A 24,983-nucleotide genomic window follows, 5' to 3' on the forward strand; every position below is an offset into this window, starting at 1 on the left:
CCGCACCGTTTTCTTACATTTTGCAAAGTTTTCGCCATGACCCAAGACAAAATCCTTATTCTCGACTTCGGCTCGCAAGTTACCCAGCTGATCGCCCGCCGCGTGCGCGAAGCCCACGTTTACTGCGAACTGCATTCTTTCGATATGCCTTTGGAAGAAATCAAAGCCTTCAACCCGAAAGGCATCATCCTCTCCGGCGGCCCTAATTCTGTATACGAATCCGATTATCAAGCCGATACCGGTATTTTTGATTTGGGCATTCCGGTTTTGGGCATCTGTTACGGCATGCAATTTATGGCGCACCACTTGGGCGGCGAAGTTACCCCGGGCAACCAACGCGAATTCGGTTATGCGCAAGTCAAAACCATCGACAGCGAGCTGACACGCGGCATTCAAGACGATGCGCCAAACACGCTCGACGTATGGATGAGCCATGGCGATAAAGTTTCCAAACTGCCTACCGGCTTCTCTGTCATCGGCGATACCCCGTCTTGCCCGATTGCCATGATGGAAAACGCTGAGAAACAATTCTACGGCATCCAATTCCACCCTGAAGTGACCCACACCAAACAAGGCCGTGCGTTGTTGAACCGCTTTGTCTTGGATATTTGCGGCGCACAACCAAGCTGGACCATGCCGAACTACATCGAAGAAGCCGTTGCCAAAATCCGCGAACAAGTCGGCAGCGACGAAGTGATTTTGGGTTTGTCCGGCGGCGTGGACTCTTCCGTAGCGGCCGCGCTGATTCACCGCGCCATCGGCGACCAACTGACCTGCGTGTTTGTTGACCATGGTCTGTTGCGTTTGAACGAAGGCAAAATGGTGATGGATATGTTTGCCCGTAACTTGGGCGTACGCGTGATTCACGTTGATGCCGAAGAGCAGTTTTTAGCGAAACTTGCCGGCGTGACCGATCCGGAGAAAAAACGCAAAATCATTGGTGCGGAATTTATCGAAGTATTTGATGCTGAAGAGAAAAAACTCACTAACGCCAAATGGTTGGCGCAAGGTACGATTTACCCTGACGTAATCGAATCCGCAGGCGCAAAAACCAAAAAAGCCCATGCCATCAAATCTCACCACAACGTCGGCGGCCTGCCTGAAAACATGAAACTCAAGCTGCTTGAGCCGTTGCGCGACTTGTTCAAAGACGAAGTGCGCGAACTGGGCGTCGCTTTGGGCCTGCCGCGCGAAATGGTGTACCGTCATCCGTTCCCGGGCCCCGGTTTGGGCGTGCGTATCTTGGGCGAAGTGAAAAAAGAATACGCCGACTTGCTCCGTCAAGCAGACGATATTTTCATTCAAGAATTGCGCAATACTACCGATGAAAACGGCACATCTTGGTATGACCTGACCAGCCAAGCCTTTGCCGTATTCCTGCCTGTGAAATCCGTCGGCGTAATGGGCGACGGCCGTACTTACGATTACGTCGTTGCCTTGCGTGCCGTGATTACCAGCGACTTTATGACTGCCCACTGGGCAGAGCTCCCATACTCGCTGCTCGGCCGCGTGTCCAACCGCATCATCAACGAAGTCAAAGGCATCAACCGCGTGGTTTATGATGTCAGCGGTAAACCGCCTGCCACGATTGAATGGGAATAATCCCTAAAGAATAAGGCCGTCTGAACAGATATTGTTCAGACGGCCTTATTCTTTAGGGACTAAGCCCAATTAAAATTGATTTTTCAATTCACGCAAAGCGGCGAAGACTTCGAGTTCGCTGTTTAATTTTCGTCCGCTCAATTCTTCGGCGCGTGCCTGAACTTGGGGCAGGTGTACGCGGAAAAACGGATTGACTTTGCGCTCGTGCGCCAGGCTGACAGGCAGTGTCGGCGTGTGTTCGGCTGCGGACAAGGCCGTCTGAATGTCGGCATTGTCCGGCTCGATATGCTGGGCAAAGCGCAGATTGGAGGCGGTGTATTCGTGCGCCGGATAAAACAGCGTTTCTTCGGGCAGCTGGTTGAATCGGTGGAAGCTGTCGTAAAGCTGCTCGATTGTGCCGGTAAATACGCGGCCGCAACCGGCTGAGAACAAGGTATCGCCGCAGAAAACGTGCAGGCCGTCTGAATTTTCCAACAGATAGCTGATGTGGCGGTCGGTATGGCCGGGGGTTGCCCAAACGGTGACCAAGCCTTCGCTAAATGGGAACTGCGTACCTGCGGTGACGGTATGGGTTGCCACGTCGATGTCGCTTTCGCCATAGATTGGGGATTCTAAAAATCCGTGGAACAGGCTTTTTGCGCCGCCGGTATGGTCGGGGTGCGGATGGGTAATCCATGTTTGCGCCAGCATCAGGCGGTTGTGGACGAGGAATTTCAAAACGGGTGTGGCATCGGACGGATCGACGCAGGCGGCATGGTTGCCTTCTTGAATCATCCAGATGTAGTTGTCGTTTAGGGCTTGGATTGGCGTGATTTTCATATGCTTTCTTCTGGTTGGGGGTTTCAGACGGCCTCTAAATAATCTTTGATTTTAGGGCTTTGGCCGAATACGGCTTCATGAGCCTGATGGATGCACAGTCGGTTGAACAGCAATCTTTGGGTTTGGTCGCCGTCGATAATCCGCACTTGGCCTCGCAGTTTGGGCGCGTCGTGATGAAAAGTATTCTTAAACGCGTGCCAACGGTCGGTTTGCAGATGGACGACGGCAAACATATCGTGCGAAATATTAACGCCGACACTGAATAGCTTGGCCGAGGCTTGCAGGCAGAAACTGCTGTCGCCAAACAGGCACAGCCCCGTGTTTTCAGGATAGCGGAACAATTCGATTTTCACTGCTTCGGGTTCGGCAAAGATGTTGCAAAACAGCCGTTCAAACAACGACGGCTGCGCCACGCCTTCGCTCAACATACCGTAAAGCCCGCCCAGCCAATCGACATAGCCGAGAAAGGTGAAACGGTAGTCCTGCATAATGGCTTCGATGCGCTTGGGGTCGCGTTTGCTGATCAAGCGGACAAATTCAAAACCGACTTCCGGCAGCCGCGCCCGAAGCGTTTGGTGCAGGCGGTGGGCAAACAGGTTTTTGTGGTTGTGCGGATTGCGCAGAATGCCGAGGAATTTCAGCCGCAATATCCGCCACAAGGCATCCGGTACTTTGACGGTATCGGCATTTGCCGTAGTTGTTTTCAGACGGCCTGCAGGTAAGGTACGCAGATGATTGCAGGCCTCTTCGTAGCCGCTTTCATGACGGTTGAACCAGCTTTCCAGATTGTATTGGTTGGCGGAATCTTCGACAAAGGTCAGCGTATAGAGGTTTTTCGCCGCCAAGTTGCCGATGATGTTGACGCTTATCGCTTCGCTGCGGTTTTGTTCTTTGCCGCGGGCTTTTTCGCCAGTATGGAACATTGACAAGGGCAGGCGGTAAACGTTTTGGTTTTGCGGGCTGACCTGCGGATTATGCGCATGCTGTCGCTGCTCGGTTTGAGCGATGAAGTGGTGTTCCTTCGTCGGATTCGCGGTCAACAGGGCGTAAGGCTTTTCTCCGCATTCGGAAAATTCACAATCGCTGAGGATAAAGGCTTGTCGAGTCATAATGTCGGGAAAGGCCGTCTGAATATGTCGATTATAGTTTAAAAGTGGCAATTATACAGAATGACGGCGACGGGTTTGGTCTTTATACGCAAAAGGACGCAAAAAGGTCATCTGAAAACAAATGAGACCTTTGCAAAAAGCCCTTTCACCAGCAGCCGAAACCCAAACACAAGTTTTCGGCTGTTTCCACTCCAATCACTCCTGATTCTACCCAAATATCCCCTTAAACCCCTCCGAATACCTAATAATCGGGCATCCGCCCCACCTTTTAGGCTACAACAGACACACTTAGTCTGTTGGCGGCGTTCAACAAGTTCAGACACATCGCCTTCAGATGGCTTTAAAATATAAGTTATTGTCTCAATTATTCTTTATTAATTTTAGGTATTTTTATAGTTTATCTAGCTTGTGTTTTTTAATAAATTTTATATAGGTCAATAAAATTAATATAATTAGAATATCAAAAATAATAAAAATAGATAATATTTGAGTTATATCATAGGTTATGATTAGTATGTCTTCGGTGACATTCATCATTTCTATCTTATATTTAATTGTTAAATAAATATTTAAAATATAAGCTATTTGACAAATAAGAACTAATGAAACAGAAAATTTTATTAATATCTTGCCTAAGGTGCCCATTTTAATTTCCTATTTATGTTTATACATAAATGAAATGTTGTGCGGTAGTCAATGCAGAAAAGAGTAGTAAGGAAGCATAAAGGCCGTCAGAAAACAGGGAGCGGAAAATTTTGCTTTTCCTGTTTCAGACGGCCTTTCTTAAAGCCTGATCAAATCAAGCTTTTCATTAGCCCAAAGCTTTTCTTGCTCCGGCGAAGAGGCGGTACCAACCGGACAATTCCGTCCAGTCTTCCGGTTTCCAGCTCATTTGCGCGGCACGGTATACGCGTTCCGGATGCGGCATCATGATGGTAACGCGGCCGTCGGCGTTGGTCACACCGGCGATGCCTTGCGGTGAGCCGTTAGGGTTGAGCGGATAAGTTTGGGTCACTTGGTTTTGACCGTCCACATATTGCAGCGCAATGCCCAAATCGGCAGAAATGTTGCCGCCGTGAAGCGCGAAGTCGGCGCGGCCTTCGCCGTGGCTGACCACAACAGGCAGGCTGGAGCCTTGCATTTCGTTCAGAATCAGCGACGCGGATTTCGGAACATGAACCATGCTCAGGCGCGCTTCAAACTGTTCGCTCAGGTTGCGTTTGAATTTAGGCCATGTGTCTGCGCCCGGGATAATCTCGGCAAGGTTGCTGACCATTTGACAGCCGTTGCACACGCCCAATGTCAGCGTGTTCGGGTCGGCGAAGAAGGCGGCAAATTGGTCGCGCAGAGCAGGGTGGAACAGAATCGATTTCGCCCAGCCTTCGCCTGCGCCGAGTACGTCGCCGTAGCTGAAGCCGCCGCACGCCGCCAGCATTTTGAAGTCGGCAAGGTTGACGCGGCCTGCCATCAGGTCGGACATATGCACGTCGTAAGCATCGAATCCGGCGCGGGTAAAGGCGGCGGCCATTTCGATTTGGCCGTTTACGCCCTGTTCGCGCAGGATGGCGATTTTGGGTTTCGCGCTGCTGTTGATAAATGGAGCGGCGATGTCTTCATTCACGTCAAATTTCACGTTGGCAAACAATGCGCTGCGTTCGTTGTCGCCAATCAGGGCAAACTCGCTGTCGGCGCAGGCAGGGTTGTCGCGCAGTTTTTGGATGGCATGGCTGGTTTCCTGCCATGCGCGTTGCAGGTCGGCGCGTGGTTGGTCGAACAGAGTTTCATCGTCAACTGTGATTACAAGACGGTCGGATGTCGGATTGATTGTGCCAATATAATGGCTGGCAAATTTGCCTATCTTGCGCGGAGAGAAGCCTCCCTTGTTTACAAAAAATTCTTTCTTGTCAAATTGCTTGAGTACATAATCAGCATCTTCTGCACGAACTTGTAAAACTGCACCAAGCTCTTCATTAAACAGCGAACGGATTATGTTTTCTTCGGTAGAGATGATAGAACCAGCATTAACAAAGCCTAGGTCGTGGTCAACCTGGGCAGGTGTATAGGTTGCTATCGTGGTTGCAAAAAGTATGCTTCCCAATGTGATATCTAACCCGCAACGCCCCGCAAACGCCATTTCCGCCAGCGTCGCAAACAAGCCGCCGTCGCTGCGGTCGTGATACGCCAAGAGTTTGTCTTCGGCGACAAGCTGTTGAATCACGTTGTAAAACGCTTTCAGACGGCCTGTATCGTCCAAATCAGGTGCATCGCCGGTCATGTTGTTGTAAACCTGACCGAATGCAGAGCCGCCCATACGCGCTTTGCCGTTGCCCAAGTCAACCAGCAGCAATACGCTGTCTTCGACGTTTTTCAACTCAGGCGTAACAGTCTTGCGTACGTCTTCTACTGGAGCAAACGCAGAAATAATCAGGCTCAACGGCGAAACCACGGATTTTTTCTCTTCGCCATCCTGCCACACGGTTTTCATCGACAAACTGTCTTTGCCCACGGGGATGCTCAAATCCAATGCCTGACAGGCTTTAGAAACTGCTTCAACGGTGCGGTAGAGTTTTTCATCTTCGCCCTCGTTGCCGCATGCCGCCATCCAGTTGGCGGAGAGTTTGATGTTGCCGATGTCGCCGATATTGACCGCAGCGATGTTGGTAATGGCTTCGCCGACGCACATTCTGCCCGAAGCAGGCGCGTCAAACAGGGCGACAGTCGGTTTTTCGCCCATAGACATCGCTTCGCCGCGATAGGTATTGAAGCCCATCATGGTAACGGCGCAGTCGGCTACGGGGGTTTGGTATTTGCCGACCATTTGGTCGCGGTGGGTCATGCCGCCGACACTTCGGTCGCCGATGGTAATCAGGAAGTTTTTGGCGGCTACTGTAGGCAGACGCAAAACGCGGTAGGCGGCTTCAGTAATGTCGATATCGCCCACGTTAAACGGTTTTTCAGACGGCGTAACCGTTTTGTCGGTACGCGTGGTTTTGGGCGGTTTGCCGAGCAAGACGTTCAACGGCAAATCGACGGGATTGTTGGAGAATAAATCGTCGCGTACTTTCAAATGACCATCGTCGGTCGCTGTACCGACTACGGCGAACGGGCAGCGTTCGCGTTCGCAGATGGCGCGGAAGGTCTCCAAATCTTTTTCCAAAATGGACAATACATAACGCTCTTGCGATTCGTTACACCAAATCTGCAACGGATTGAGGCCATGTTCTTCCAGCGGCACTTCACGCAGTTTGAATACCGCGCCACGTCCGGCATCGTTGACGAGTTCGGGGAAGGCGTTGGACAGGCCGCCTGCGCCGACGTCGTGGATGGAGATAATCGGGTTTTTGTCGCCAAGCTGCCAGCAACGGTCGATGACTTCTTGCGCGCGGCGCTCGATTTCGGGGTTGCCGCGTTGTACGGAGTTGAAGTCCAAAGACGCGTCGTTTGTGCCGGTGTTCATGGAAGAGGCCGCGCCGCCGCCCAAGCCGATGAGCATACCCGGGCCGCCCAGTTGGATCAGCAATGCGCCTTCGGGGATTTCATCTTTGTGTGTTTGTTGTGCCTGAATGCTGCCCAAGCCGCCGGCAATCATAATCGGTTTGTGATAGCCGCGGACCTGACCGTCAAATTTTTCTTCAAAGGTACGGAAGTAGCCCAAGAGGTTCGGGCGGCCGAATTCGTTGTTGAACGCTGCGCCGCCAATCGGGCCTTCAATCATGATGTCTAGAGGAGAAGCAATATGGCCGGGTTTGCCGTAGGCTTGTTCCCAAGGCTGCTCCAAGCCTGGAATATTCAGGTTGGAGACGGTAAAGCCGGTCAAGCCTGCTTTCGGACGCGAGCCTTTACCTGTTGCGCCTTCATCGCGGATTTCACCGCCCGCACCCGTTGCCGCACCGGCAAACGGCGCGATGGCGGTCGGGTGGTTGTGTGTTTCCACTTTCATGATGATATGGGTGTCTTCCTCGTGGAAACGGTAGCCTTGGTTTTCCGCTGCATTCGGATAGAAACGCTCGATTTTCGCGCCTTCGATCACGGATGAGTTGTCTTTATAGGCAACGACTGTGCCTTCAGGATGCGCATTGTGCGTATCGCGAATCATGCCGAAGAGGGATTTCGGTTGTTTTTCGCCGTTAAGGATGAAGTCGGCGTTGAAGATTTTGTGGCGGCAGTGTTCGCTGTTTGCCTGAGCGAACATCATTAATTCAACATCGGACGGATTGCGGTTTAAAGCCTGATAGTTTTCAACCAGATAATCGATTTCATCGGCCGAAAGCGCCAAGCCCATTTCGGTATTGGCTTTGACCAATGCTTCTTTACCGCCGCCCAATACATCTACGCTGGAGAAGGTTTCCGATTGGATGTGGTGGAACAGTTGCGCCGCTGCATCGATGTCGGTCAACACGCTTTCGGTCATGCGGTCGTGCAACAGGGCTGCCCATTGTTGTTTTTGCCCGTCGGTAAGCGCACCTTCCAACCATACGGCCATGCCGCGTTCGATACGTTCAATGCCTTCCAAACCGCAGTTTTCCGCGATATTGGTTGCTTTGGAAGCCCAAGGAGAAATGGTGCCCAAACGGGGCGTTACCAAAAATAAATGCAAGCCCTCGCGCGCTTTGGGCGTTTGTTCAACGCTTTGCGCTGCCAGTAAGGCTTGCAGTTTTTCGACTGTCGCGGCATCAAGTGTTTTTTCGCTACCGACAAAATACCAAAATTCGCTGCTTAATTTGACTTCGGGCAGGCCGAGTGCGGCTGCTTTTTGAAAGAGTTTTTCAACACGGAAATCGGAAAGGGCGGTTACACCGCGCAAGGGCAGAACAACAGACATGGATTCAGCTCACAAAATGCAGTTGGGGAATCCATTATTATACCTGAAAAATGCAATTTTGCTTGTGAATTTATACTTCAAGTGTTGACAATTTTTGCTTGTAAATTGAAGAGGAATGGAGCAATCGTGTCACTTGATTTTTTATTTTGTACCTGATTATTCGATTATTTTTGTTTATTTTTGAAGAATCGGGAGGAATGGGAATAGATGGGCACAAAGGTATAAAGTAAAAATTATTTGATTGTTGACTTTGACATTTTGCTGACAATAAGGCCGTCTGAAATCCTGTTTTCAGACGGCCTTGCTTTATCCTTTTCTTTTATTTCCCAGCATATCCAGTAAACACGCCAGATTACTTTTTCCTTCTTCCTTGCTCACAATCGGCTCGCCGCCTTTGCGGCCTAGGATTTTGATGTCTTCCTGCGGCATTTCGTCTATAAAGCGGCTCGGCTCGGGGAACTGCCATGTGCCTTGCTTTTTACGTTTGAGGCAGTGGGTCAGCGTAAGTTGGCGTTTGGCACGGGTAATGCCGACGTACATCAGGCGGCGTTCTTCTTCGACATTGTCTTCTTCTATACTGTCATTATGCGGCAAGATGCCTTCTTCGCAACCGACAAGGAAAACGTAGGGATATTCCAAGCCTTTGGAGGCGTGCAGGGTAGAGAGTTTGACGGCATCGACTTCTTCTTCGCTTTTGCCTTCCAAAAGCGTCATCAGGGCGATGGTTTGGGCAAGCTCGATGATGTTTTTACCGTCTTGCTCGCCTTTGCGTTCCAGCCAGCCGGTCAGGTCGGTAACGTTGCGCCATTTGATTTCGCCTGCTTTACCTTCTTCGTTGGCCAACAGGTGGTTTTCGTAGTCGATTTCTTTCAGCAAGTTATGAATAAGCTCGCCTGCTTCGCTGGTTTCGGCTTTGGCGCGGTAGCTTTCAATCATATCCATGAAGGCTTGCAGGTGTTGGCGGTTGGTATGGTTCAACAGGGCAAGCGCTTCTTCGGTTTGCGCGGCTTCATACAGGCTGCATTCGTGTTCGTGCGCGTAGGTATTGAGTTTGCCCAGCGTTACATCGCCGATGCCGCGTTTGGGCGTGGTTACAGCGCGAAGGAAGGCGGGATCGTCGTTGGGATTGGCAAGCAGGCGCAAATAGGACAACACGTCTTTGATTTCGGCTTTGTCGAAAAAACTCTGCCCGCCGGAGAGTTGGTAAGGAACGCGCGCGCTGCGCAAGGCTTCTTCAAAAATCCGCGCCTGATGGTTGCCGCGGTATAACACGGCGAAATCGGCGTATTGGGTTTTGTCGCCACCGACCAGCTTCTGTTTGACGATTTGGCTGACGACCCAGTCGGCTTCGTGTTGCTCGTTTTGGCAGGCAACGACTTTGACGATTTCGCCTTCGCCGAACTGCGACCAAAGTTTTTTCGTGAACAGCTTGGGGTTGTTTTCGATGACTTTGTTGGCGATTTTGAGAATCCGCGTGGTGGAGCGGTAGTTTTGCTCCAATTTGATAACCTTCATCTGTGGATAGTCTTCCTGCATTTTGCGCAGGTTTTCCATGTTCGCGCCGCGCCATGCGTAGATGGACTGGTCGTCGTCGCCGACGGCAGTAAACATACCTTCCGCGCCGGTCAGCAGCTTCATCAGCGTAAATTGGCAGGTGTTGGTGTCCTGACATTCGTCAACCAACAGATAACGCAGCCGCCGCTGCCATTTGTTGCGCACTTCGCTGTTTTGCTGCAACAGCACGGCGGGCAGACGGATTAAGTCGTCGAAGTCCACCGCCTGATAGCTTTGCAGGGTTTCCTGATAGCTCGCATAGACGCGTGCTGTTTGCTCTTCCCACACATTAGAGGCCGTCTGAAGCACGTCTTCGGGCGTTTTCAAATCGTTTTTCCACAGGGAAATCTGATGCTGCGCTTTGAATAAGGCTTCTTTTCCCGTACCGCCCAAAAGTTCGCCGATGATTTTTGCGCTGTCGGTGGAATCGAGGATGGAGAAGTTTTTTTTGTAACCGATATGGTTCGCCTCTTCACGCAAAATCTTCATGCCCAAAGAGTGGAACGTGCAAATCGTCAGCCCGCGCGTTTGCGATTTGGGCAGCATTTTGGCGACGCGCTCCTGCATTTCCGTGGCGGCTTTATTGGTGAAGGTAATCGCGGCAACGGTATGCGGCAGATAGCCGACATTGACAATCAAATGTTTGATTTTTTGCGTAATCACGCCGGTTTTACCGCTGCCAGCGCCGGCAAGCACGAGTAGGGGGCCGCCTAGATATTTGACTGCGGCTTGCTGTTGGGGGTTGAGTTTCATTGAAGGGGAAGACGGGTAATGTGGGGAGCAATTATACAACAAGGCCGTCTGAAATTTTCAGACGGCCTTGGGCGTTTTTTAGAGTAAACCTTATGAAAAATATTTCAATTTGCCTTTGAAGTCTTCCAGTTTTTCGTAGCCTTTTTGCGCCATGATGGCTTTTAATTCAAGGGAAACCCGTTCAAAAATGTCCACACCTTGCTGGTGTAGTGCCGTGCCGATCTGCACCATGCTTGCGCCGCACAAGATGTGTTCAAAAGCATCCCGGCCGCTGTAAACGCCGCCTGTGCCGATAATTTGGATAGATGGATCCAGTCTTTGATAGAACGCGTGGACATTGGCGAGCGCGGTCGGTTTAATGTATTGGCCGCCTATGCCGCCGAAGCCGTTTTTCGGGCGGATCACGACGGATTCGTCTTCGATATACATGCCGTTGCCGATGGAGTTGACACAGTTGACGAATTTTAGGGGATAGCGGTTGAACACTTTCGCCGCTTGATCGAAATGGGCAATATCGAAATACGGCGGCAATTTGATGCCCAAGGGCTTGTCGAAGTAGGTAAAGGCATTATCCAAAATCATCTCGGTGGTTTCAAAGTCGTAGGCAATTTGCGGTTTGCCGGCGACGTTTGGGCAGGATAGGTTGAGTTCGGTAATACCGTTAAACCCGCTATTTTGCACCTTTTCCAACAGGATATGTGTTTCGCCGGGCGACAGGCCGACCAGTGATAGGAAAAATGTCCGTTCCGGCTGAGACTCTTGAAGGGTAAGCAGGTAATCCAGATAGTAATCGATGCCTTGATTCGGCAAGCCCATCGAATTGATGCTGCCGAGAGGGACGTCCCGATAACGCGGCTCGGGGTTGCCTTGACGAGGGGTAAGCGTTGCGGTCTTGGTAATGAAAGTGCCTGCCGAAGACTGTCTGACTGCTTCTAATTCCTCAACAGTCATGCATGACACACCGGCCGCGTTCATCAGGCAGTTGTCAAAAGAAAAACCGGCGATTTGGGTTTTCAACGATACCATCTCCTGCTCCTTTTCTTCGCAAAATCAAATTGTTTGCCAAGCGTAACACGAAGAGGCGGTACGATTTTTAACAAACATCAAATGACAAAGCATGTAGGCGGATGTTGTTTTCAATATTGAAAAAAGGCCGTCTGAAAAACTCAAATAGTCTTTCAGACGGTCTTTACTATATGGAATTAATAGAACCAAAAGCTGTCGGCTGATTTGAATATTGGGTTTTAAAAATCAGGCCAACCATTCGGCTAAGGCCGCTTCAAAACGTTTCAAGCCTTCGGCCATGTCTTCATCGTTCAGCAGCAGGCTGGGAGCAAAGCGCACCACATTGGCACCGGCAACCAGTACCATCAGGCCGTGTTTTAAAGCGGCGGCAGTGATTTCCGATGCCTTGCCTTCGTATTTGTCTGCCAACACGCAGCCGAGCAGCAAGCCCATGCCGCGGACTTCTTTAAATACGCCGGTTTTTTCGCCCAATTCACGCAATGCCGTCTGAAGTTTTTGGCCTTGTTGTTTAACGTGTGCCAATGTTTCGGGGGCATTGATGATGTCGAATGCGCAACTGCCGACGGCACACGCCATTGGGTTGCCGCCGAAGGTCGAGCCATGTGTTCCGGGGCCGAAGGTTGGGGCGATTTTATCGGTTGTCAGAATCGCGCCAATCGGGAAGCCGCCGCCCAAGGCTTTGGCGGAGCTGAGGATATCGGGTGTTACGCCGTAATGCTCGTAGGCAAACAGTTTGCCCGTATGACCCATGCCGGTTTGCACTTCGTCCAAAATCAGCAATGCGCCTTGTTTGTCGCATAAACGGCGTGCGGCTTGCAGATATTCTTGGGTAGCAGGCAGGATGCCGCTTTCGCCCTGAATCGGCTCGATAATCACGGCGCAGGTTTTGTCGCCGATGGCTGCTTCCAATGCGGCAATATCGTTAAATGGAACGTGGGTAATGCCGGCCGGCAGCGGCGCGTAGTCTTTGCTGTATTTGGGCTGGCCGCCGACGGATACGGTAAACAGGGTGCGACCGTGGAAGCTGTTGAGGCAGGAGATGATTTCGGTTTTGTGTTCGCCAAAATGATCGCGGCCGTATTTGCGCGCCAGTTTCAGCGCGGCTTCATTGGCTTCCGCACCGGAGTTACAGAAAAATACTTTGTCGGCAAAGGTGTTTTCGACCAGTTTTTGGGCCAATTCTTGCGCCGGTTGGGTGGTGTAGATATTAGAAATGTGCCAGAGTTTTTGCGACTGCTCGGCCAAGGTTGCGACCAAATCGGGATGGCAATGACCCAGCGCGTTCACAGCAATACCGCCTGACAGGTCAATGTACTCTCGTCCTTCGGTATCCCAAACCCGGCTGCCGATCGCGCGTTCCGGAATCATGGGGGCGAATGAGAAATTGGGCGTCAGGTAGTTTTGCATGTTCTTTTCCTTTTAATATTGTCAACAATTTCTTCAATTATGCGCTTATTGATTGAGAGATTCAATATGGCAATCAGGCCGTCTGAAAACTGGCTTTCAGACGGCCTGATGTTTATTTATGCTTGATTTCCCAACACTGATGGATTTTCTTGTTGCGGAAATCGTCGGGAACGGATTGTTTGGAAATGTCTTTGACGGCGTATTGTTCCGATACCGAATCGTCCAAGACGAAGCTGCGCAAGTTGTTGGAGAAGTACAAAAGACCGTCTGAAGCGAGCAGGTTCATCGCGCCGTCAATCAACTTTTTGTGGTCGCGCTGGATGTCGAGGATGTCGAGCATCTTTTTGCTGTTGGAGAAGCTGGGCGGATCCATGACGATAAGGTCGAACTGTTTGCCTTCGGCGGTGGCGTTTTGCAGGTATTGGAACACGTCGGCGCGGACGATTTTGTGTTGTTCGGAGTCGATGCCGTTAAGTTCGAAATTGCGTTTTGCCCACTCGAGATAAGTGTTGGATAAATCGACGGTTTCGCTGGATACCGCGCCCCCGGTTGCGGCATAGACGGTAAAGCTGCCTGTGTAGGAAAACAGGTTGAGGAAGCGTTTACCCGCTGCGGTTTCGCCGACTTTTTTGCGCGTGTTGCGGTGGTCGAGGAAAAGGCCGGTATCGAGGTATTTGTCGAGGTTGACCCAAAACTTGCGGCCGTTTTCAGTGATGACGAAATCGTCGCCGGTTTTGCCGGTTTTCTCGTATTGTTGTAAACCTTTTTGACGTTCTCGGCGTTTGAGGTGGATTTGTTCGGGCGCAAAACCGGTCACAAAACCGATGGCTTCCAATACATCGGCAAGCCATGCTTCGTATTCTTCGGGCTGCATCAGCCAGCCGGTATCGTATTCCTGAAGATGGATTTGGTCGCCGTAAACATCGACGGCAAAGGGAAATTGGGGAATATCGCGGTCGTAAATGCGCCAGGCTTCGATATTGTTGCGTTTGGCCCATTTCATAAGATGTTTGATGTTTTTACCTAAGCGGTTGGCAAAGGGGGTAATGTCGGTCATGGTTTCAGACGGCCTGAATAAGTATTGGGAAGGGGTTGGATTTTAACGCACTTGATGCCTTTTTGCTTGACTGTTATCCATAAAATCTATATTATCCGCCATTCGCCTTTTGATACGAAGCCATCGTCATCCAACCTAAACCGCCGTTTCGGGCGCGTTTCTTTTATTGCTTGCATATTTGCAAAGCCTTTTCTGTGCAGGTTGTCGTCGATGTTAACCACAAGCAAGATGCTTGCGACAACCCTGTAACTTCACATTTCCCGTATCGTTACTTTCCTTTGCTTCAGGTCGTCTGAAATTGTTCAGGCGTGCGCGTTGTTGTCTCTTAGGATAGATATGTCTATTAAATTTGCCGATTTGAACCTTGATAAAAACATTTTGTCTGCCGTAAGCAGCGAGGGTTATGAAAGCCCGACCCCGATTCAGGCGCAAGCGATTCCGTTTGCTTTGGACGGCCGCGACATTATGGCTTCGGCACAAACCGGTTCAGGCAAAACCGCAGCCTTCCTGCTGCCGACTTTGCAAAAACTGACCAAGCGCAGCGAAAAACCGGGCAAAGGCCCACGCGCTTTGGTGTTGACTCCGACCCGCGAACTAGCGGCTCAGGTGGAAAAAAACGCGTTGGCGTATGCTAAAAATATGCGTTGGTTCCGTACTGTCAGCATTGTAGGCGGCGCATCTTTCGGCTACCAAACCCGTGCTTTGAGCAAACCGGTTGACCTGATTGTCGCTACTCCGGGTCGTCTGATGGACTTGATGCAGAGCGGCAAAGTTGATTTTGAACGTTTGGAAGTGCTGATTCTGGACGAAGCCGACCGTATGTTGGACATGGGCTTTATCGACGACATCGAAACCATCGTTGAAGCAACGCCGAGCGACCGTCAGACTTTGTTGTTCTCTGCCACTTGGGACGGCGCAGTGGGCAAACTGGCGCGCAAACTGACCAAAGACCCTGAAACCATCGAAGTTGAGCGTGTGGATGATCAAGGCAAAATCGAAGAGCAGCTGCTGTACTGCGACGATATGCGCCACAAAAACCGCCTGCTCGACCACATCTTGCGCGATGCCAATATCGATCAATGTGTGATTTTCACGTCCACCAAAGCCATGACCGAAGTCATCGCGGATGAATTGTATGAAAAAGGTTTTTCCGCCAACTGCCTGCACGGCGATATGCCGCAAGGCTGGCGTAACCGTACGCTGATGGACTTGCGCAAAGGCCGCTGCAAAATTTTGGTTGCCACCGATGTAGCCGCACGTGGTATCGACGTACCAACCATTACCCACGTTATCAACTACGACTTGCCGAAACAGGCTGAAGACTACGTTCACCGCATCGGCCGTACCGGCCGCGCTGGCCGTACCGGTATTGCGATTACTTTTGCCGAAGTGAACGAATACGTCAAAGTACACAAAATTGAAAAATACATCGGCCGCAAATTACCTGAGCTGACCATCGAAGGCATGGAGCCGACACGTAAACGCAAATCTGCCGGTGGCAAACCGAAAGGTAAAGGCGGCTGGGGCGATCGTAAATCCGGCGGCTGGCGTGGTGATAAGAAACCGGCTAAAGAAGGTTTCGGCGGTAAAGCTCACGGCGAAGGCCATAAAAAAGACGGTTTCAAGAAAGATGGCTTTAAGAAAGACGGTTTCAAGAAGTCTGACGGTTTCAAAAAAGGCGGCGAAGGCTTTAAAGGCAAGCGCAAGTCTAACGACAGCTTTGGCGGCAAACATAAAAGAGGTTAATTTTTTCAATCTTAAGGCCGTCTGAAAAAACATAAGGGCGTGTGAAAACACGCCCTTTTTTATGGTTTCAAGTTTCGCATATAAAAAAGCGCGGGATTGATCCCACGCTTTTTCAGACGGCCTCTTACAAAGCAGCCAATACGGCATCGCCCATTTCTGAGCAGGAAACCAGTTTGGTACCTTCTTCGTAAATATCGCCGGTACGCAAGCCTTGTTGCAGTACTTTTTGTACGGCGTTTTCGACTTGTTGCGCGCGTGCTTCGTCGTTCAGGCTGTAGCGCAACAACATAGCGAGGGACAAAACGGTTGCCAGCGGATTGGCTTTGTTTTGACCGGCAATGTCAGGAGCAGAGCCGTGAGACGGTTCGTACAGGCCTTTGCCGTTTTCGTCCAAAGAAGCGGAAGGCAGCATACCGATGGAGCCGGTCAGCATGGAGGCTTCGTCAGAGAGGATATCGCCGAAGATGTTGCCGGTAGCAATCACGTCAAATTGTTTGGGCGCGCGTACCAACTGCATGGCGGCGTTGTCGACGTACATATGGGAAAGCTCGACATCAGGGTATTCTTTGCCGATTTCTTCAAAGATTTCGCGCCACAGTTCGGTGGTTTCCAAAACGTTGGCTTTGCCTACGGAGCAGACTTTTTTGCTGCGTTTTTGGGCGGATTGGAAGGCAACGTGGGCAATACGGCGGATTTCGCTTTCGCTGTATTTCATGGTGTTGTAGCCTTCGCGTTCGCCGTTTTCCAAAACACGGATGCCGCGCGGCTCGCCAAAGTAAATATCGCCGGTCAGTTCGCGTACGATAAGGATGTCGAGGCCGGCTACGATTTCCGGTTTCAGAGTGGAAGCATTGGCCAGCTCTTTATACAAAATGGCAGGGCGCAAATTAGCAAACAGATTCAAGTCTTTACGGATGGCCAACAATCCGCGCTCAGGGCGCAATGGACGGTCGAGATTGTCGTATTGAGGAGAACCGACTGCACCAAGCAGTACCGCATCGGCTTTACGGCAAAGGTTTTGCGTGAATTCTGGATAAGGATGGCCGTATTCGTCATAGGCTTCGCCGCCCAAAGGCGCGTATTCGTAGCTGACATCCAAACCTTGTTCGATAAGTTTGTCGAGTACGCGGACGGTTTCTGCAACGATTTCAGGGCCGATGCCGTCGCCGCGCAAGATAGCGATATGTTTGGTCATTTCGGGTTTCCTTATGGGAAGGTTTTAGGTAAAGGGCAGGTCGTCTGTTTTTCAGACGGCCTTAAATCAATTTGCTCTGAAAACGCTGATTGTACCATTATGGTACTGGTAAAGCTGGGTAGAAATCGCGTAGGCAGAGTCTTCAAATGCCTGCAGGGCAATATTTGCCATCGCCTGCAAAGCCTCTTCATCGGACGGGCTGCAAACGAGCAGGGCGTTGCGTGCCGGGACTGCAAAAACGGGGTTGGCCGGCAGCATAGGATCGTCTTTAAGTACTTCGTCCAAAAGCAAAATCAGGGAAGCATCATAGTCGTTGTCCAAATGGATTTGAGCCAATGACCAACCTTCGGCATGATGAATTTGAACACGTCCATTCATTCGTTGGCGCAGATTATCCATGGCGGTACGATACAAGGCGTCCTCATCTTCAATACCGGCCTCTTTCATATGCTCACGATTGAGCGTATGCATGGATTCTTCCGTATCCACCATATAAAGCAACATGATATCGCCGGCAATCGGTTTGTATACCAGGTAATCGTCAGGTTCGGCTTCGTCCGTATTTGTAATCAGTCTGGCATTTTCCAGATAAATCGTATTTTTAATCGTCGGAAGAATTTGTTGTGCTGAAACACTGGCATCAGCGTCCTGAATCTTATCGATAACTGCTAAATTAGCTGCAACAATAGCTTCCAAGGCCTCGGGATTTTGCAGATAACTTGTGTAATGGTTGCTCAAATATGTGCTGAACGATGCTTCATCGTCTTCGGAAAACTGGACAATGATGGGCGAAGAAGCAATATTTTCACCCCAGTCGATTTTCGCCTCAAGATCCAATTCTTCTTGGATGCGACGGGCAAAGTATTCGACAAATTCCTGCCAAGTCATTAATTTAGGTTTGGAGCGGAACAACCTGCTGAAAAAAGACATATTGTGTCCTGAATAAGGGGATAAGGCCGTCTGAAAAATTATAGACGTTCGGTTTAAACACGGATTTTAAAAACAACTTTGCGTATGTTCGCCCTGTCGCCGATCAATGGGGCATGCGCATCATTCGGGAAAAATAGCGCAAATTCGCCGGGCTCCAAGGTCAGCCATGTTTCCGGTTCACAGTCGAAAAATTCGATATCGCGCTTTTCGTTGTAGCCTAAACCGTTTTTCAGACGGCCTCTGTCTATCCAGCCATACGTTTCGCTGCCATCAATCGGTGTTTGAATATCAATATGTTTTGAGTGCGCTTCTGGCTGGGCTTTGCCTTTAGTCCTCATCGGCTCGCTGCCGATAAAAATACGGATATTGGGATTCTCGCATGGCACTTGACCGTCCGGCAGCTTGGTAAAATCCAAGGTCTGCAACAGATGGAAGGCTTCGGCAAAGTCGGGATGCAAGGCGGCGTAGCGGGTGGCATTGCTTATGGTGTCGGTAATCATGGTATATTTTTGTAGATTAAAGGCCGTCTGAAACACTTAAATTTTTCAGACGGCCTTTTGTATATCAACCGTTAAACAGCCAAGGCTGGCTTTGGCGGCGTTTTTCTTCAAAGGCGTGAATTTCGTCAGCGTGTTGCAGGGTCAGGCCGATTTCGTCCAAGCCGTTTAAGAGGCAGTGTTTGCGGTGTTCGGTAATGTCGAATGTGAATGTTTCGCCGCTAGGAGTGGTCAGGGTTTGCTCGGCAAGGTCGATGGAGAGCTGATAGCCTTCGTTGGCTTCAACTTCTTTGAAAAGCTGGTCAACCTGTTCTTCTGTCAAAACGATAGGCAAAAGGCCGTTTTTGTAGCAGTTGTTGAAGAAGATGTCGGCAAAGCTGGGGGCGATGACGGCGCGGAAGCCGTAGTCGTCCAATGCCCAAGGGGCGTGTTCGCGTGAAGAGCCGCAACCGAAGTTTTTACGCGTCAACAGGATTTGTGCGCCTTGATAGCGTGGCTGGTTCAGGGAGAAATCCGGGTTTAACGGACGTTTGCTGTTGTCCATGCCAGGTTCGCCGTGGTCGAGGTAACGCCATTCATCAAAGGCATTGGGGCCGAAGCCGCTGCGTTTGATGGATTTCAGAAATTGTTTGGGGATGATGGCATCGGTGTCGACGTTGCTGCGGTCGAGCGGGGCAACGATGGCGGTAATTTTGGTAAAGGCTTTCATGTCAGATTCTTATAGTAATAATGGGAAATTATTTTATGGCTATTCGGGTTAGCATGTGCTGTGCAAACCGATTCGGTTGCCTTCTGTATCTTCGATAAAGGCTGCAAAGCCGTTGGCAATGCGGAATTTCTCTTGTAATAGTTTGCCGCCTGCTGCAACGGCTTTTTCTGCTGTTTCGGCACAATCCGGGCAATTAAAGAAAATGGTTGTACCGCCGTGGCCGGGCTGGGCGTTGCTGTCGTGCCAAATCATGCCGGCCGTACCGTGTTGGGTGTAATCGGCTGGGAAAATGATGAAACGGAATCCGTTGCCGCCAACGTCTTGCAGGGGCTTGTCGAATACGGATTCGTAAAATGCTTTGGCGCGATCCAAATCATGAGCGTGAATACCAAACCAGCTTGACGGATTACTCATTGTTTCTTCCTTTGCTTGGAATCGTGAAAATGTCTGAAAAATTAATAATGTATCAGGCCGTCTGAAACGGAGTCAGGAGCTTCAGACGGCCTGATTTACCGAATTATTCGGTAGCGGCTTCAATTTTGTTACCAACATGGCTCATGCCACGGCCTACTGCATTGCCGCCTTTTTTAACGGCTTCGCCGGTTTTGTCGGCAACGTGTTCTGCGGTTTCTTTGGTTTTATCGGCTACGCGCTCGGCAGTCTCTTTGGTTTTGTCCCAATTGCGGTTGGCATCGTTTTTTGCGCCGGACCAAGTGCTGGAACAAGCTGACAGGATAAGGGCTGCGGCAGCCAATGCAAACAGTTTTTTCATACTAGATTCCTTTCAAGTTATCAATGATTGAGAAGGTTTTCGGACGTTTTGCGCAATAGGAAAATTTACTTGGGCAAGGTATTGTTTCAGACGGCCTGATCAATAAAGGCCGTCTGAAAATACTTTAAGCCATAGTGCGGATGTCTGTAAAGTAGCCGGTCACTGCGGCTGCGGCTGCCATGGCAGGGCTGACGAGGTGAGTGCGTCCGCCGTTGCCTTGACGGCCTTCAAAGTTACGGTTGGAGGTGGAGGCGCAACGTTGTCCCGGGGTCAGGCGGTCGGCATTCATGGCGAGGCACATAGAGCAGCCCGGTTCACGCCATTCAAAACCGGCTTCGATAAATACTTCGTGCAAGCCTTCTTTTTCTGCCTGTTCTTTAACCAAACCGGAGCCGGGAACAATCAATACGCGTTGTACATTGTCCGCTTTTTTGCGGCCTTTGGCGATAGCGGCGGCTTCGCGCAAGTCTTCGATACGGCTGTTGGTGCAAGAACCGATAAAGACGATATCGACAGGGATTTCGTTTAATGGCGTACCGGCTTCCAAGCCCATGTATTCAAGGGCGCGTTCCATGCCGCTGCGTTTGACTGGATCGGCTTCTTCGGCAGGATTAGGCACTTTGCCACTGATGTCTAAAACCATTTCAGGCGATGTGCCCCAAGTCACTTGAGGCTCGATGTCTTCGGCTTTGAAGTGGTATTCTTTATCGAATACTGCGCCTTCGTCAGACACCAGCGTACGCCAGTATTCAACGGCTTTGTCCCATGCTTCGCCTTTAGGTGCGAAAGGTTTGCCTTTTACATAGTCGATGGTGGTTTGGTCAACGGCAACCATGCCTGAGCGCGCACCGGCTTCAATCGCCATATTGCACAAGGTCATGCGGCCTTCCATGGAAAGGCTGCGGATGGCTTCGCCGCCAAATTCGATGGCGTAGCCTGTACCGCCGGCCGTACCGATTTGACCGATGATATAAAGTGCTACGTCTTTGGCGGTAACACCGGGTTTCAGACAGCCTTCAACGGAAATCAGCATGGATTTGGATTTTTTTGCGGTAATGCACTGGGTCGCCATGGTGTGTTCGACTTCGGAAGTGCCGATACCGTGCGCCAATGCGCCGAATGCGCCGTGGGTAGAAGTGTGTGAGTCGCCGCAGACGACGGTCATGCCGGGCAGGGTGGCTCCTTGTTCCGGGCCCATAACGTGCACAATGCCTTGGCCTTTATCCATAAACGGGAAGTAGGCGAGTGCGCCAAACTCTTTAATGTTTTTGTCCAAAGTATCGACTTGCAGTTTGGAAATCGGGTCTTGAATACCTTTGTGCCAGTCGCCGGTCGGGGTGTTGTGGTCGGCTGTGGAGACTACGCTGTCGATACGCCAGAGTTTGCGGCCGGCCATTTTCAAGCCTTCAAATGCTTGCGGGCTGGTTACTTCGTGAACCAGGTGGCGGTCGATGTAAAGCAGGACAGTGCCGTCTTCTTCTTCGCGGACGACGTGGCTGTTCCAAAGTTTATCGTAAAGGGTTTGTGCGCTCATGATGAGTATTCTTTGCTATTGGTAGGTATGAATGATGGTTTGCGTTTATGGGCGGATTTTAGGCTTTTTATAGGGGCTGCGCAATAGGAATTTGTCCAATTTTTAAAATTTGTTGTAAAGTTTCAAAAAAACTTATCAAAAATTAGACAAATTGTAGAATTGTTGACAAAAAGATGCATCTTATCTGAAAGAATACTTGTCGAAATGCACTAAAAAGTTCTATCATTCTCACTCAACATCCACACTTACCAAGAGGTATAGAGAATGAAATTACCGGTAATGGCTCCTGAGCATCTGACTCAATTACGGGAATTTGAGAAAAAAGTCCTTGCCAATCATGCCAAAATCGAAGCATGGTTCCGTTCGCATTGGAACGAACACCGTCCGCCATTTTATGGTTCGGTTGACATCCGTAATGCCGGTTACAAAATTTCATCTATCGATATGAACCTGTTTCCAGGCGGCTTCAATAATTTGAATCCCAACTTTATCCCGCTGGCGGCGGTTGCCGCGCAGGATGCGGTACAGCGCGCCTGTGAAACGGCCAAATCCGTATTGATTATTCCTGAAAACCACACGCGTAACACATTCTATCTGCAAAATGTTTACGCCCTCAGCGAGATTTTGCGTTCGGCAGGATACGAAGTGCGCTTGGGCAGCTTGAATCCAGAAGTGACTGAGCCAACCGAGTTTGAAACCGCATTGGGCGACAAAATTTTGCTTGAGCCTTTATTGCGTACCCGTGAGCGTGTACATCTCGCAGACGGTTTCTCGCCTTGCGTTGTTTTGTTGAACAATGACTTGTCAGGGGGTGTTCCTGAAATCCTTAAAGATATCAGTCAAACCGTTTTGCCTCCATTGCACGGCGGCTGGACGACTCGCCGTAAAACCGAACATTTCGGCGCGTACAACCAAGTTGCTGCCGACTTTGCCAAGTTGATTGACATCGACGAATGGCAAATCAATCCTTATTTTGAAAAAATCAGCGGTTTGGATTTCCAAGAGCGTGAAGGCGAAGATGCGTTGGCAGGCGCGGTAGAACGCGTATTGGCGAAAATTCAAGCCAAATACGATGAATTGGGTATTACTGACCAGCCTTTCGTTATTGTGAAAGCCGACGCAGGCACTTACGGCATGGGCGTGATGAGCGTTAAATCTGCCGATGAAGTGCGCGGATTGAACCGTAAAAACCGCAATAAAATGGCAAAAGTCAAAGAAGGTTTGGAAGTCAGTGAAGTCATTGTCCAAGAAGGTATTTATACCTACGAAACCATGAACGGCGCCGTGTGCGAACCCGTCGTTTATATGATGGACCGTTTCGTTATCGGCGGCTTCTTCCGTGTACACGAAGGCCGTGGTGCAGACGAAAACCTCAATGCCGGCGGTATGGTGTTTGTTCCGCTGTCCAACAGCATCCCTACCGGTAACGGCGACAACTCCCAAGAAGCGCCTGAAGCCTGCAAACGCGTATTTGAACAATGGGATTCGCTCGGTATGCCGCGCTCCGAAAAAGACTGCGACGTGGACAATGAACACAACCGCCTCTACGTTTACGGCGTAATGGCGCGCCTGTCCTTGCTTGCTGCCGCATTGGAGTTGGAGAAAACCGCGCCTCAAGCCTAATAAAGCGTTGATCGATATTGTCAGGCCGTCTGAAAATTTGTTTTCAGACGGCCTTTTCTGTCTGTACAATTCATTCTAACTAAAAAACATGATTTATTTTTATGAGCAAACCAGCCAATCCAGTTGAGACAACCGACATTCTGCAAGACCAAGCCATGCAGCGCAGCAATACCGACAATGCGCCGCGCTCTGCCATCCATCAAACCCTGTATTCCGCCGATACCTTTGTTCAGTATGATTATCTTGCCGGGAAAAACTTGCCTGATATTACCCGTCCGCAAGAAGGCCAAATCAACTGGCTGCATTTTGTCGGCATCAATGATGTTGCCTTGCTCAAACATGCGCTTGAGCCTTACGGCATCCATGAGCTGGTTATTGAAGATATTCTCAGCCGCAAGCAACGTCCGAAAATTGAAGACTACGGCAGCTATGTTTTTACTGCCGCACAGGTTTACCATTACACAACTACAGGCAAGCTCCATTCCGACCAAGTGTATGTGATTATCGGCAAAGATTTTGTGTTGTCTTTCCAACAAAAACCGTTGGGCTTGTTCAGTCATCTGCGCCGGCAGATGCACGAAAATCCGCACAATATTTTGAACAAAAACACGGCGTTTCTGGCGTATTGTCTGCTTGACCGTATTGTGGACGACTATTTCATCGTTTTGGAGTCGTACAACAACCGTGTCGAAGCGATAGACAAGTCCCTGTTTAAAAATGAAAACAGCGATATTCTCAGTAAGATTCACCGCCTCAAGCGCGATGCCGTCCGTCTGCGGCGCACGCTTTTGCCATTGCGCGACGTGTTCTACCAACTGGCCGTACGCGGCGATTTTGCCATTTTCAAAGGCGAATCGACCGTCTATCTGCGCGATGTGTACGACCACAATATGCAGCTTATCGAATCGCTTGATGCCTCGCGTGATATGGTGTTGAGCATGATGGACATTTACCTTTCCTTCCAATCCAACCGCATGAACCAGCAAATGCGCGTGTTGACGGTTATCACCATCATCTTTATGCCGCTGACCGTCATCACCGGTATCTACGGCATGAACTTCGACAATATGCCCGAGCTGCATTGGCATTACGGCTATTTCATGGTTTTGGGTGTGATGCTGTGCATCATCATCGGACTGCTGATTTTCTTTTCGCGTAGAAAATGGTTATGATCAGGTGTGGCAGATTGAATTTTTCCACTCAAAAACGGTAGAATCAAAATTCCTACAAAACATGCCGTCTGAAATAACAGGCGGCCTTAAAAACAAACCACTTCAAGAGGTCAAACCATGGAACAAGCACGCCAACTTCCTTCTCACGAACTCATCATGTCCGAGCTGATGATGCCGGATACGGCAAACTTCAGCGGCAACGTCCACGGTGGCGAATTATTGCGCTTGCTCGACCAAGTCGCTTATTCCTGTGCCAGCCGATACAGCGGCAACTACTGCGTTACCTTGTCTGTCGATAAAGTTTTGTTTAAAGAGCCTATCCATGTCGGCGAACTGGTAACCTTTTACGCCAGCATTAACTACACCGGCCGCACTTCTATGGAAGTTGGCATCCGTGTAGAAGCGCAAAACATCCGCACCGGTGAAGTGCGCCATACCAACAGCTGCTACTTCACCATGGTTGCCGTAGAAGACGGCAAGCCGGTTGCCGTGCCACCTTTGGAAATCAATACACCGCGCCAACGTTGCCGTTATGAAAAGGCTAAAAAGCGCAAAGCATTGAGCTTGCAGGCTTCCGATGAAGATTCTTGCAGCAACTAAATTGAATTTATTAAATAACGAAGGCCGTCTGAAATCCTGTTTCAGACGGCCTTCAC

At 50.2% G+C, this 24,983-nt stretch carries 19 protein-coding genes; 5 read left to right on the forward strand and 14 right to left on the reverse strand.

The features are described from left to right. The first annotated feature begins 36 nt into the window (after positions 1 to 36). Complete coding sequence (guaA, locus tag ACTHSW_RS06110; RefSeq protein WP_070461856.1) at positions 37 to 1,602, forward strand: glutamine-hydrolyzing GMP synthase; 1,566 nt, start codon at positions 37 to 39, stop codon at positions 1,600 to 1,602. A gap of 69 nt (positions 1,603 to 1,671) precedes the next feature. Here guaA and gloB read toward each other — a convergent pair whose 3' ends face one another. From gloB to ACTHSW_RS06145, 7 genes are all read right to left on the reverse strand, one after another. Then, positions 1,672 to 2,421, reverse strand: a complete 750-nt coding sequence (gene gloB, locus ACTHSW_RS06115) for a hydroxyacylglutathione hydrolase (RefSeq protein ID WP_070461858.1) — start codon at positions 2,419 to 2,421, stop codon at positions 1,672 to 1,674. Positions 2,422 to 2,444: 23 nt separating this feature from the next. Then, positions 2,445 to 3,530 carry a hypothetical protein gene (locus ACTHSW_RS06120; RefSeq protein WP_070461860.1) on the reverse strand — a complete coding sequence of 362 codons (1,086 nt, stop codon included), beginning with the start codon at positions 3,528 to 3,530 and terminating at the stop codon, positions 2,445 to 2,447. 811 nt (positions 3,531 to 4,341) lie between these two features. Then, positions 4,342 to 8,352, reverse strand: coding sequence for a phosphoribosylformylglycinamidine synthase (gene purL / locus ACTHSW_RS06125; protein WP_070461865.1), 4,011 nt, complete (start codon positions 8,350 to 8,352; stop codon positions 4,342 to 4,344). 306 nt (positions 8,353 to 8,658) lie between these two features. Beyond that, positions 8,659 to 10,659: a DNA helicase Rep gene (gene rep / locus ACTHSW_RS06130; RefSeq protein WP_070461867.1), complete on the reverse strand. Its 2,001-nt coding sequence runs from the start codon at positions 10,657 to 10,659 to the stop codon at positions 8,659 to 8,661. 90 nt (positions 10,660 to 10,749) lie between these two features. Continuing rightward, on the reverse strand, positions 10,750 to 11,685 hold the full coding sequence (locus tag ACTHSW_RS06135) for a dihydroorotate oxidase (RefSeq protein WP_004520335.1): 936 nt from the start codon (positions 11,683 to 11,685) through the stop codon (positions 10,750 to 10,752). Positions 11,686 to 11,910: 225 nt separating this feature from the next. Then, the gene (locus ACTHSW_RS06140) at positions 11,911 to 13,092 is read right to left on the reverse strand and encodes an aspartate aminotransferase family protein (RefSeq protein WP_070461869.1); all 1,182 of its coding nucleotides are present in this window, start codon (positions 13,090 to 13,092) and stop codon (positions 11,911 to 11,913) included. Between the two features lie 112 nt (positions 13,093 to 13,204). After that, positions 13,205 to 14,149 (reverse strand): class I SAM-dependent methyltransferase, encoded by a 945-nt coding sequence (locus ACTHSW_RS06145; protein ID WP_070461871.1) that lies wholly within the window; start codon positions 14,147 to 14,149, stop codon positions 13,205 to 13,207. Positions 14,150 to 14,485: 336 nt separating this feature from the next. Between ACTHSW_RS06145 and ACTHSW_RS06150 the strand changes: the two genes are divergently transcribed. After that, positions 14,486 to 15,895 carry a DEAD/DEAH box helicase gene (locus ACTHSW_RS06150; RefSeq protein ID WP_070461873.1) on the forward strand — a complete coding sequence of 470 codons (1,410 nt, stop codon included), beginning with the start codon at positions 14,486 to 14,488 and terminating at the stop codon, positions 15,893 to 15,895. Between the two features lie 124 nt (positions 15,896 to 16,019). On the opposite strand, the gene leuB is transcribed toward ACTHSW_RS06150, so the two are convergent. The 7 genes from leuB to leuC all read right to left on the reverse strand — a co-directional run bounded on the left by leuB (position 16,020) and on the right by leuC (position 21,532). After that, a complete protein-coding gene (gene leuB, locus ACTHSW_RS06155; protein ID WP_004520344.1) occupies positions 16,020 to 17,090 on the reverse strand; it encodes a 3-isopropylmalate dehydrogenase in 1,071 nt (356 codons plus the stop codon). 66 nt (positions 17,091 to 17,156) lie between these two features. After that, positions 17,157 to 18,020 carry a DUF1444 family protein gene (locus ACTHSW_RS06160; RefSeq protein WP_070461875.1) on the reverse strand — a complete coding sequence of 288 codons (864 nt, stop codon included), beginning with the start codon at positions 18,018 to 18,020 and terminating at the stop codon, positions 17,157 to 17,159. Between the two features lie 53 nt (positions 18,021 to 18,073). Beyond that, positions 18,074 to 18,520: a YhcH/YjgK/YiaL family protein gene (locus ACTHSW_RS06165; protein WP_070461877.1), complete on the reverse strand. Its 447-nt coding sequence runs from the start codon at positions 18,518 to 18,520 to the stop codon at positions 18,074 to 18,076. 64 nt (positions 18,521 to 18,584) lie between these two features. Continuing rightward, a complete protein-coding gene (gene leuD / locus ACTHSW_RS06170; RefSeq protein ID WP_003677355.1) occupies positions 18,585 to 19,226 on the reverse strand; it encodes a 3-isopropylmalate dehydratase small subunit in 642 nt (213 codons plus the stop codon). A 48-nt stretch (positions 19,227 to 19,274) separates the two neighbouring features. Next, positions 19,275 to 19,640 carry a VOC family protein gene (locus tag ACTHSW_RS06175; protein ID WP_070461879.1) on the reverse strand — a complete coding sequence of 122 codons (366 nt, stop codon included), beginning with the start codon at positions 19,638 to 19,640 and terminating at the stop codon, positions 19,275 to 19,277. A 103-nt stretch (positions 19,641 to 19,743) separates the two neighbouring features. Next, a complete protein-coding gene (locus ACTHSW_RS06180; protein WP_070461881.1) occupies positions 19,744 to 19,998 on the reverse strand; it encodes a hypothetical protein in 255 nt (84 codons plus the stop codon). A gap of 124 nt (positions 19,999 to 20,122) precedes the next feature. Then, positions 20,123 to 21,532 (reverse strand): 3-isopropylmalate dehydratase large subunit, encoded by a 1,410-nt coding sequence (leuC, locus tag ACTHSW_RS06185; protein WP_070461883.1) that lies wholly within the window; start codon positions 21,530 to 21,532, stop codon positions 20,123 to 20,125. 264 nt (positions 21,533 to 21,796) lie between these two features. Between leuC and gshA the strand changes: the two genes are divergently transcribed. The 3 genes from gshA (at position 21,797) to ACTHSW_RS06200 (ending at position 24,927) form a co-directional block, all read left to right on the forward strand. Continuing rightward, the gene (gshA, locus tag ACTHSW_RS06190; protein ID WP_070461887.1) at positions 21,797 to 23,155 is read left to right on the forward strand and encodes a glutamate--cysteine ligase; all 1,359 of its coding nucleotides are present in this window, start codon (positions 21,797 to 21,799) and stop codon (positions 23,153 to 23,155) included. Between the two features lie 101 nt (positions 23,156 to 23,256). Beyond that, positions 23,257 to 24,327 carry a magnesium/cobalt transporter CorA gene (gene corA / locus ACTHSW_RS06195; protein ID WP_070461889.1) on the forward strand — a complete coding sequence of 357 codons (1,071 nt, stop codon included), beginning with the start codon at positions 23,257 to 23,259 and terminating at the stop codon, positions 24,325 to 24,327. Positions 24,328 to 24,444: 117 nt separating this feature from the next. After that, positions 24,445 to 24,927, forward strand: coding sequence for an acyl-CoA thioesterase (locus ACTHSW_RS06200; RefSeq protein ID WP_070461892.1), 483 nt, complete (start codon positions 24,445 to 24,447; stop codon positions 24,925 to 24,927). The last annotated feature ends 56 nt before the right edge of the window (positions 24,928 to 24,983 follow it).

Source organism: Neisseria sp. P0008.S004, assembly GCF_051962755.1.
Taxonomy (GTDB): domain Bacteria; phylum Pseudomonadota; class Gammaproteobacteria; order Burkholderiales; family Neisseriaceae; genus Neisseria; species Neisseria subflava_A.

Coding starts and splice junctions, on each gene's coding strand:
- ACTHSW_RS06175 (WP_070461879.1), bottom strand. CDS start 19,640: ATGAGTAATCCGTCAAGCTGGTTTGGTATTCACGCTCATGATTTGGAT.
- ACTHSW_RS06120 (WP_070461860.1), bottom strand. CDS start 3,530: ATGACTCGACAAGCCTTTATCCTCAGCGATTGTGAATTTTCCGAATGC.
- leuD (WP_003677355.1), bottom strand. CDS start 19,226: ATGAAAGCCTTTACCAAAATTACCGCCATCGTTGCCCCGCTCGACCGC.
- guaA (WP_070461856.1), top strand. CDS start 37: ATGACCCAAGACAAAATCCTTATTCTCGACTTCGGCTCGCAAGTTACC.
- ACTHSW_RS06160 (WP_070461875.1), bottom strand. CDS start 18,020: ATGTCTTTTTTCAGCAGGTTGTTCCGCTCCAAACCTAAATTAATGACT.
- ACTHSW_RS06145 (WP_070461871.1), bottom strand. CDS start 14,149: ATGACCGACATTACCCCCTTTGCCAACCGCTTAGGTAAAAACATCAAA.
- gshA (WP_070461887.1), top strand. CDS start 21,797: ATGAAATTACCGGTAATGGCTCCTGAGCATCTGACTCAATTACGGGAA.
- leuB (WP_004520344.1), bottom strand. CDS start 17,090: ATGACCAAACATATCGCTATCTTGCGCGGCGACGGCATCGGCCCTGAA.
- leuC (WP_070461883.1), bottom strand. CDS start 21,532: ATGAGCGCACAAACCCTTTACGATAAACTTTGGAACAGCCACGTCGTC.
- ACTHSW_RS06200 (WP_070461892.1), top strand. CDS start 24,445: ATGGAACAAGCACGCCAACTTCCTTCTCACGAACTCATCATGTCCGAG.
- ACTHSW_RS06165 (WP_070461877.1), bottom strand. CDS start 18,520: ATGATTACCGACACCATAAGCAATGCCACCCGCTACGCCGCCTTGCAT.
- ACTHSW_RS06140 (WP_070461869.1), bottom strand. CDS start 13,092: ATGCAAAACTACCTGACGCCCAATTTCTCATTCGCCCCCATGATTCCG.
- corA (WP_070461889.1), top strand. CDS start 23,257: ATGAGCAAACCAGCCAATCCAGTTGAGACAACCGACATTCTGCAAGAC.
- gloB (WP_070461858.1), bottom strand. CDS start 2,421: ATGAAAATCACGCCAATCCAAGCCCTAAACGACAACTACATCTGGATG.
- ACTHSW_RS06150 (WP_070461873.1), top strand. CDS start 14,486: ATGTCTATTAAATTTGCCGATTTGAACCTTGATAAAAACATTTTGTCT.
- ACTHSW_RS06180 (WP_070461881.1), bottom strand. CDS start 19,998: ATGAAAAAACTGTTTGCATTGGCTGCCGCAGCCCTTATCCTGTCAGCT.
- rep (WP_070461867.1), bottom strand. CDS start 10,659: ATGAAACTCAACCCCCAACAGCAAGCCGCAGTCAAATATCTAGGCGGC.
- purL (WP_070461865.1), bottom strand. CDS start 8,352: ATGTCTGTTGTTCTGCCCTTGCGCGGTGTAACCGCCCTTTCCGATTTC.
- ACTHSW_RS06135 (WP_004520335.1), bottom strand. CDS start 11,685: ATGGTATCGTTGAAAACCCAAATCGCCGGTTTTTCTTTTGACAACTGC.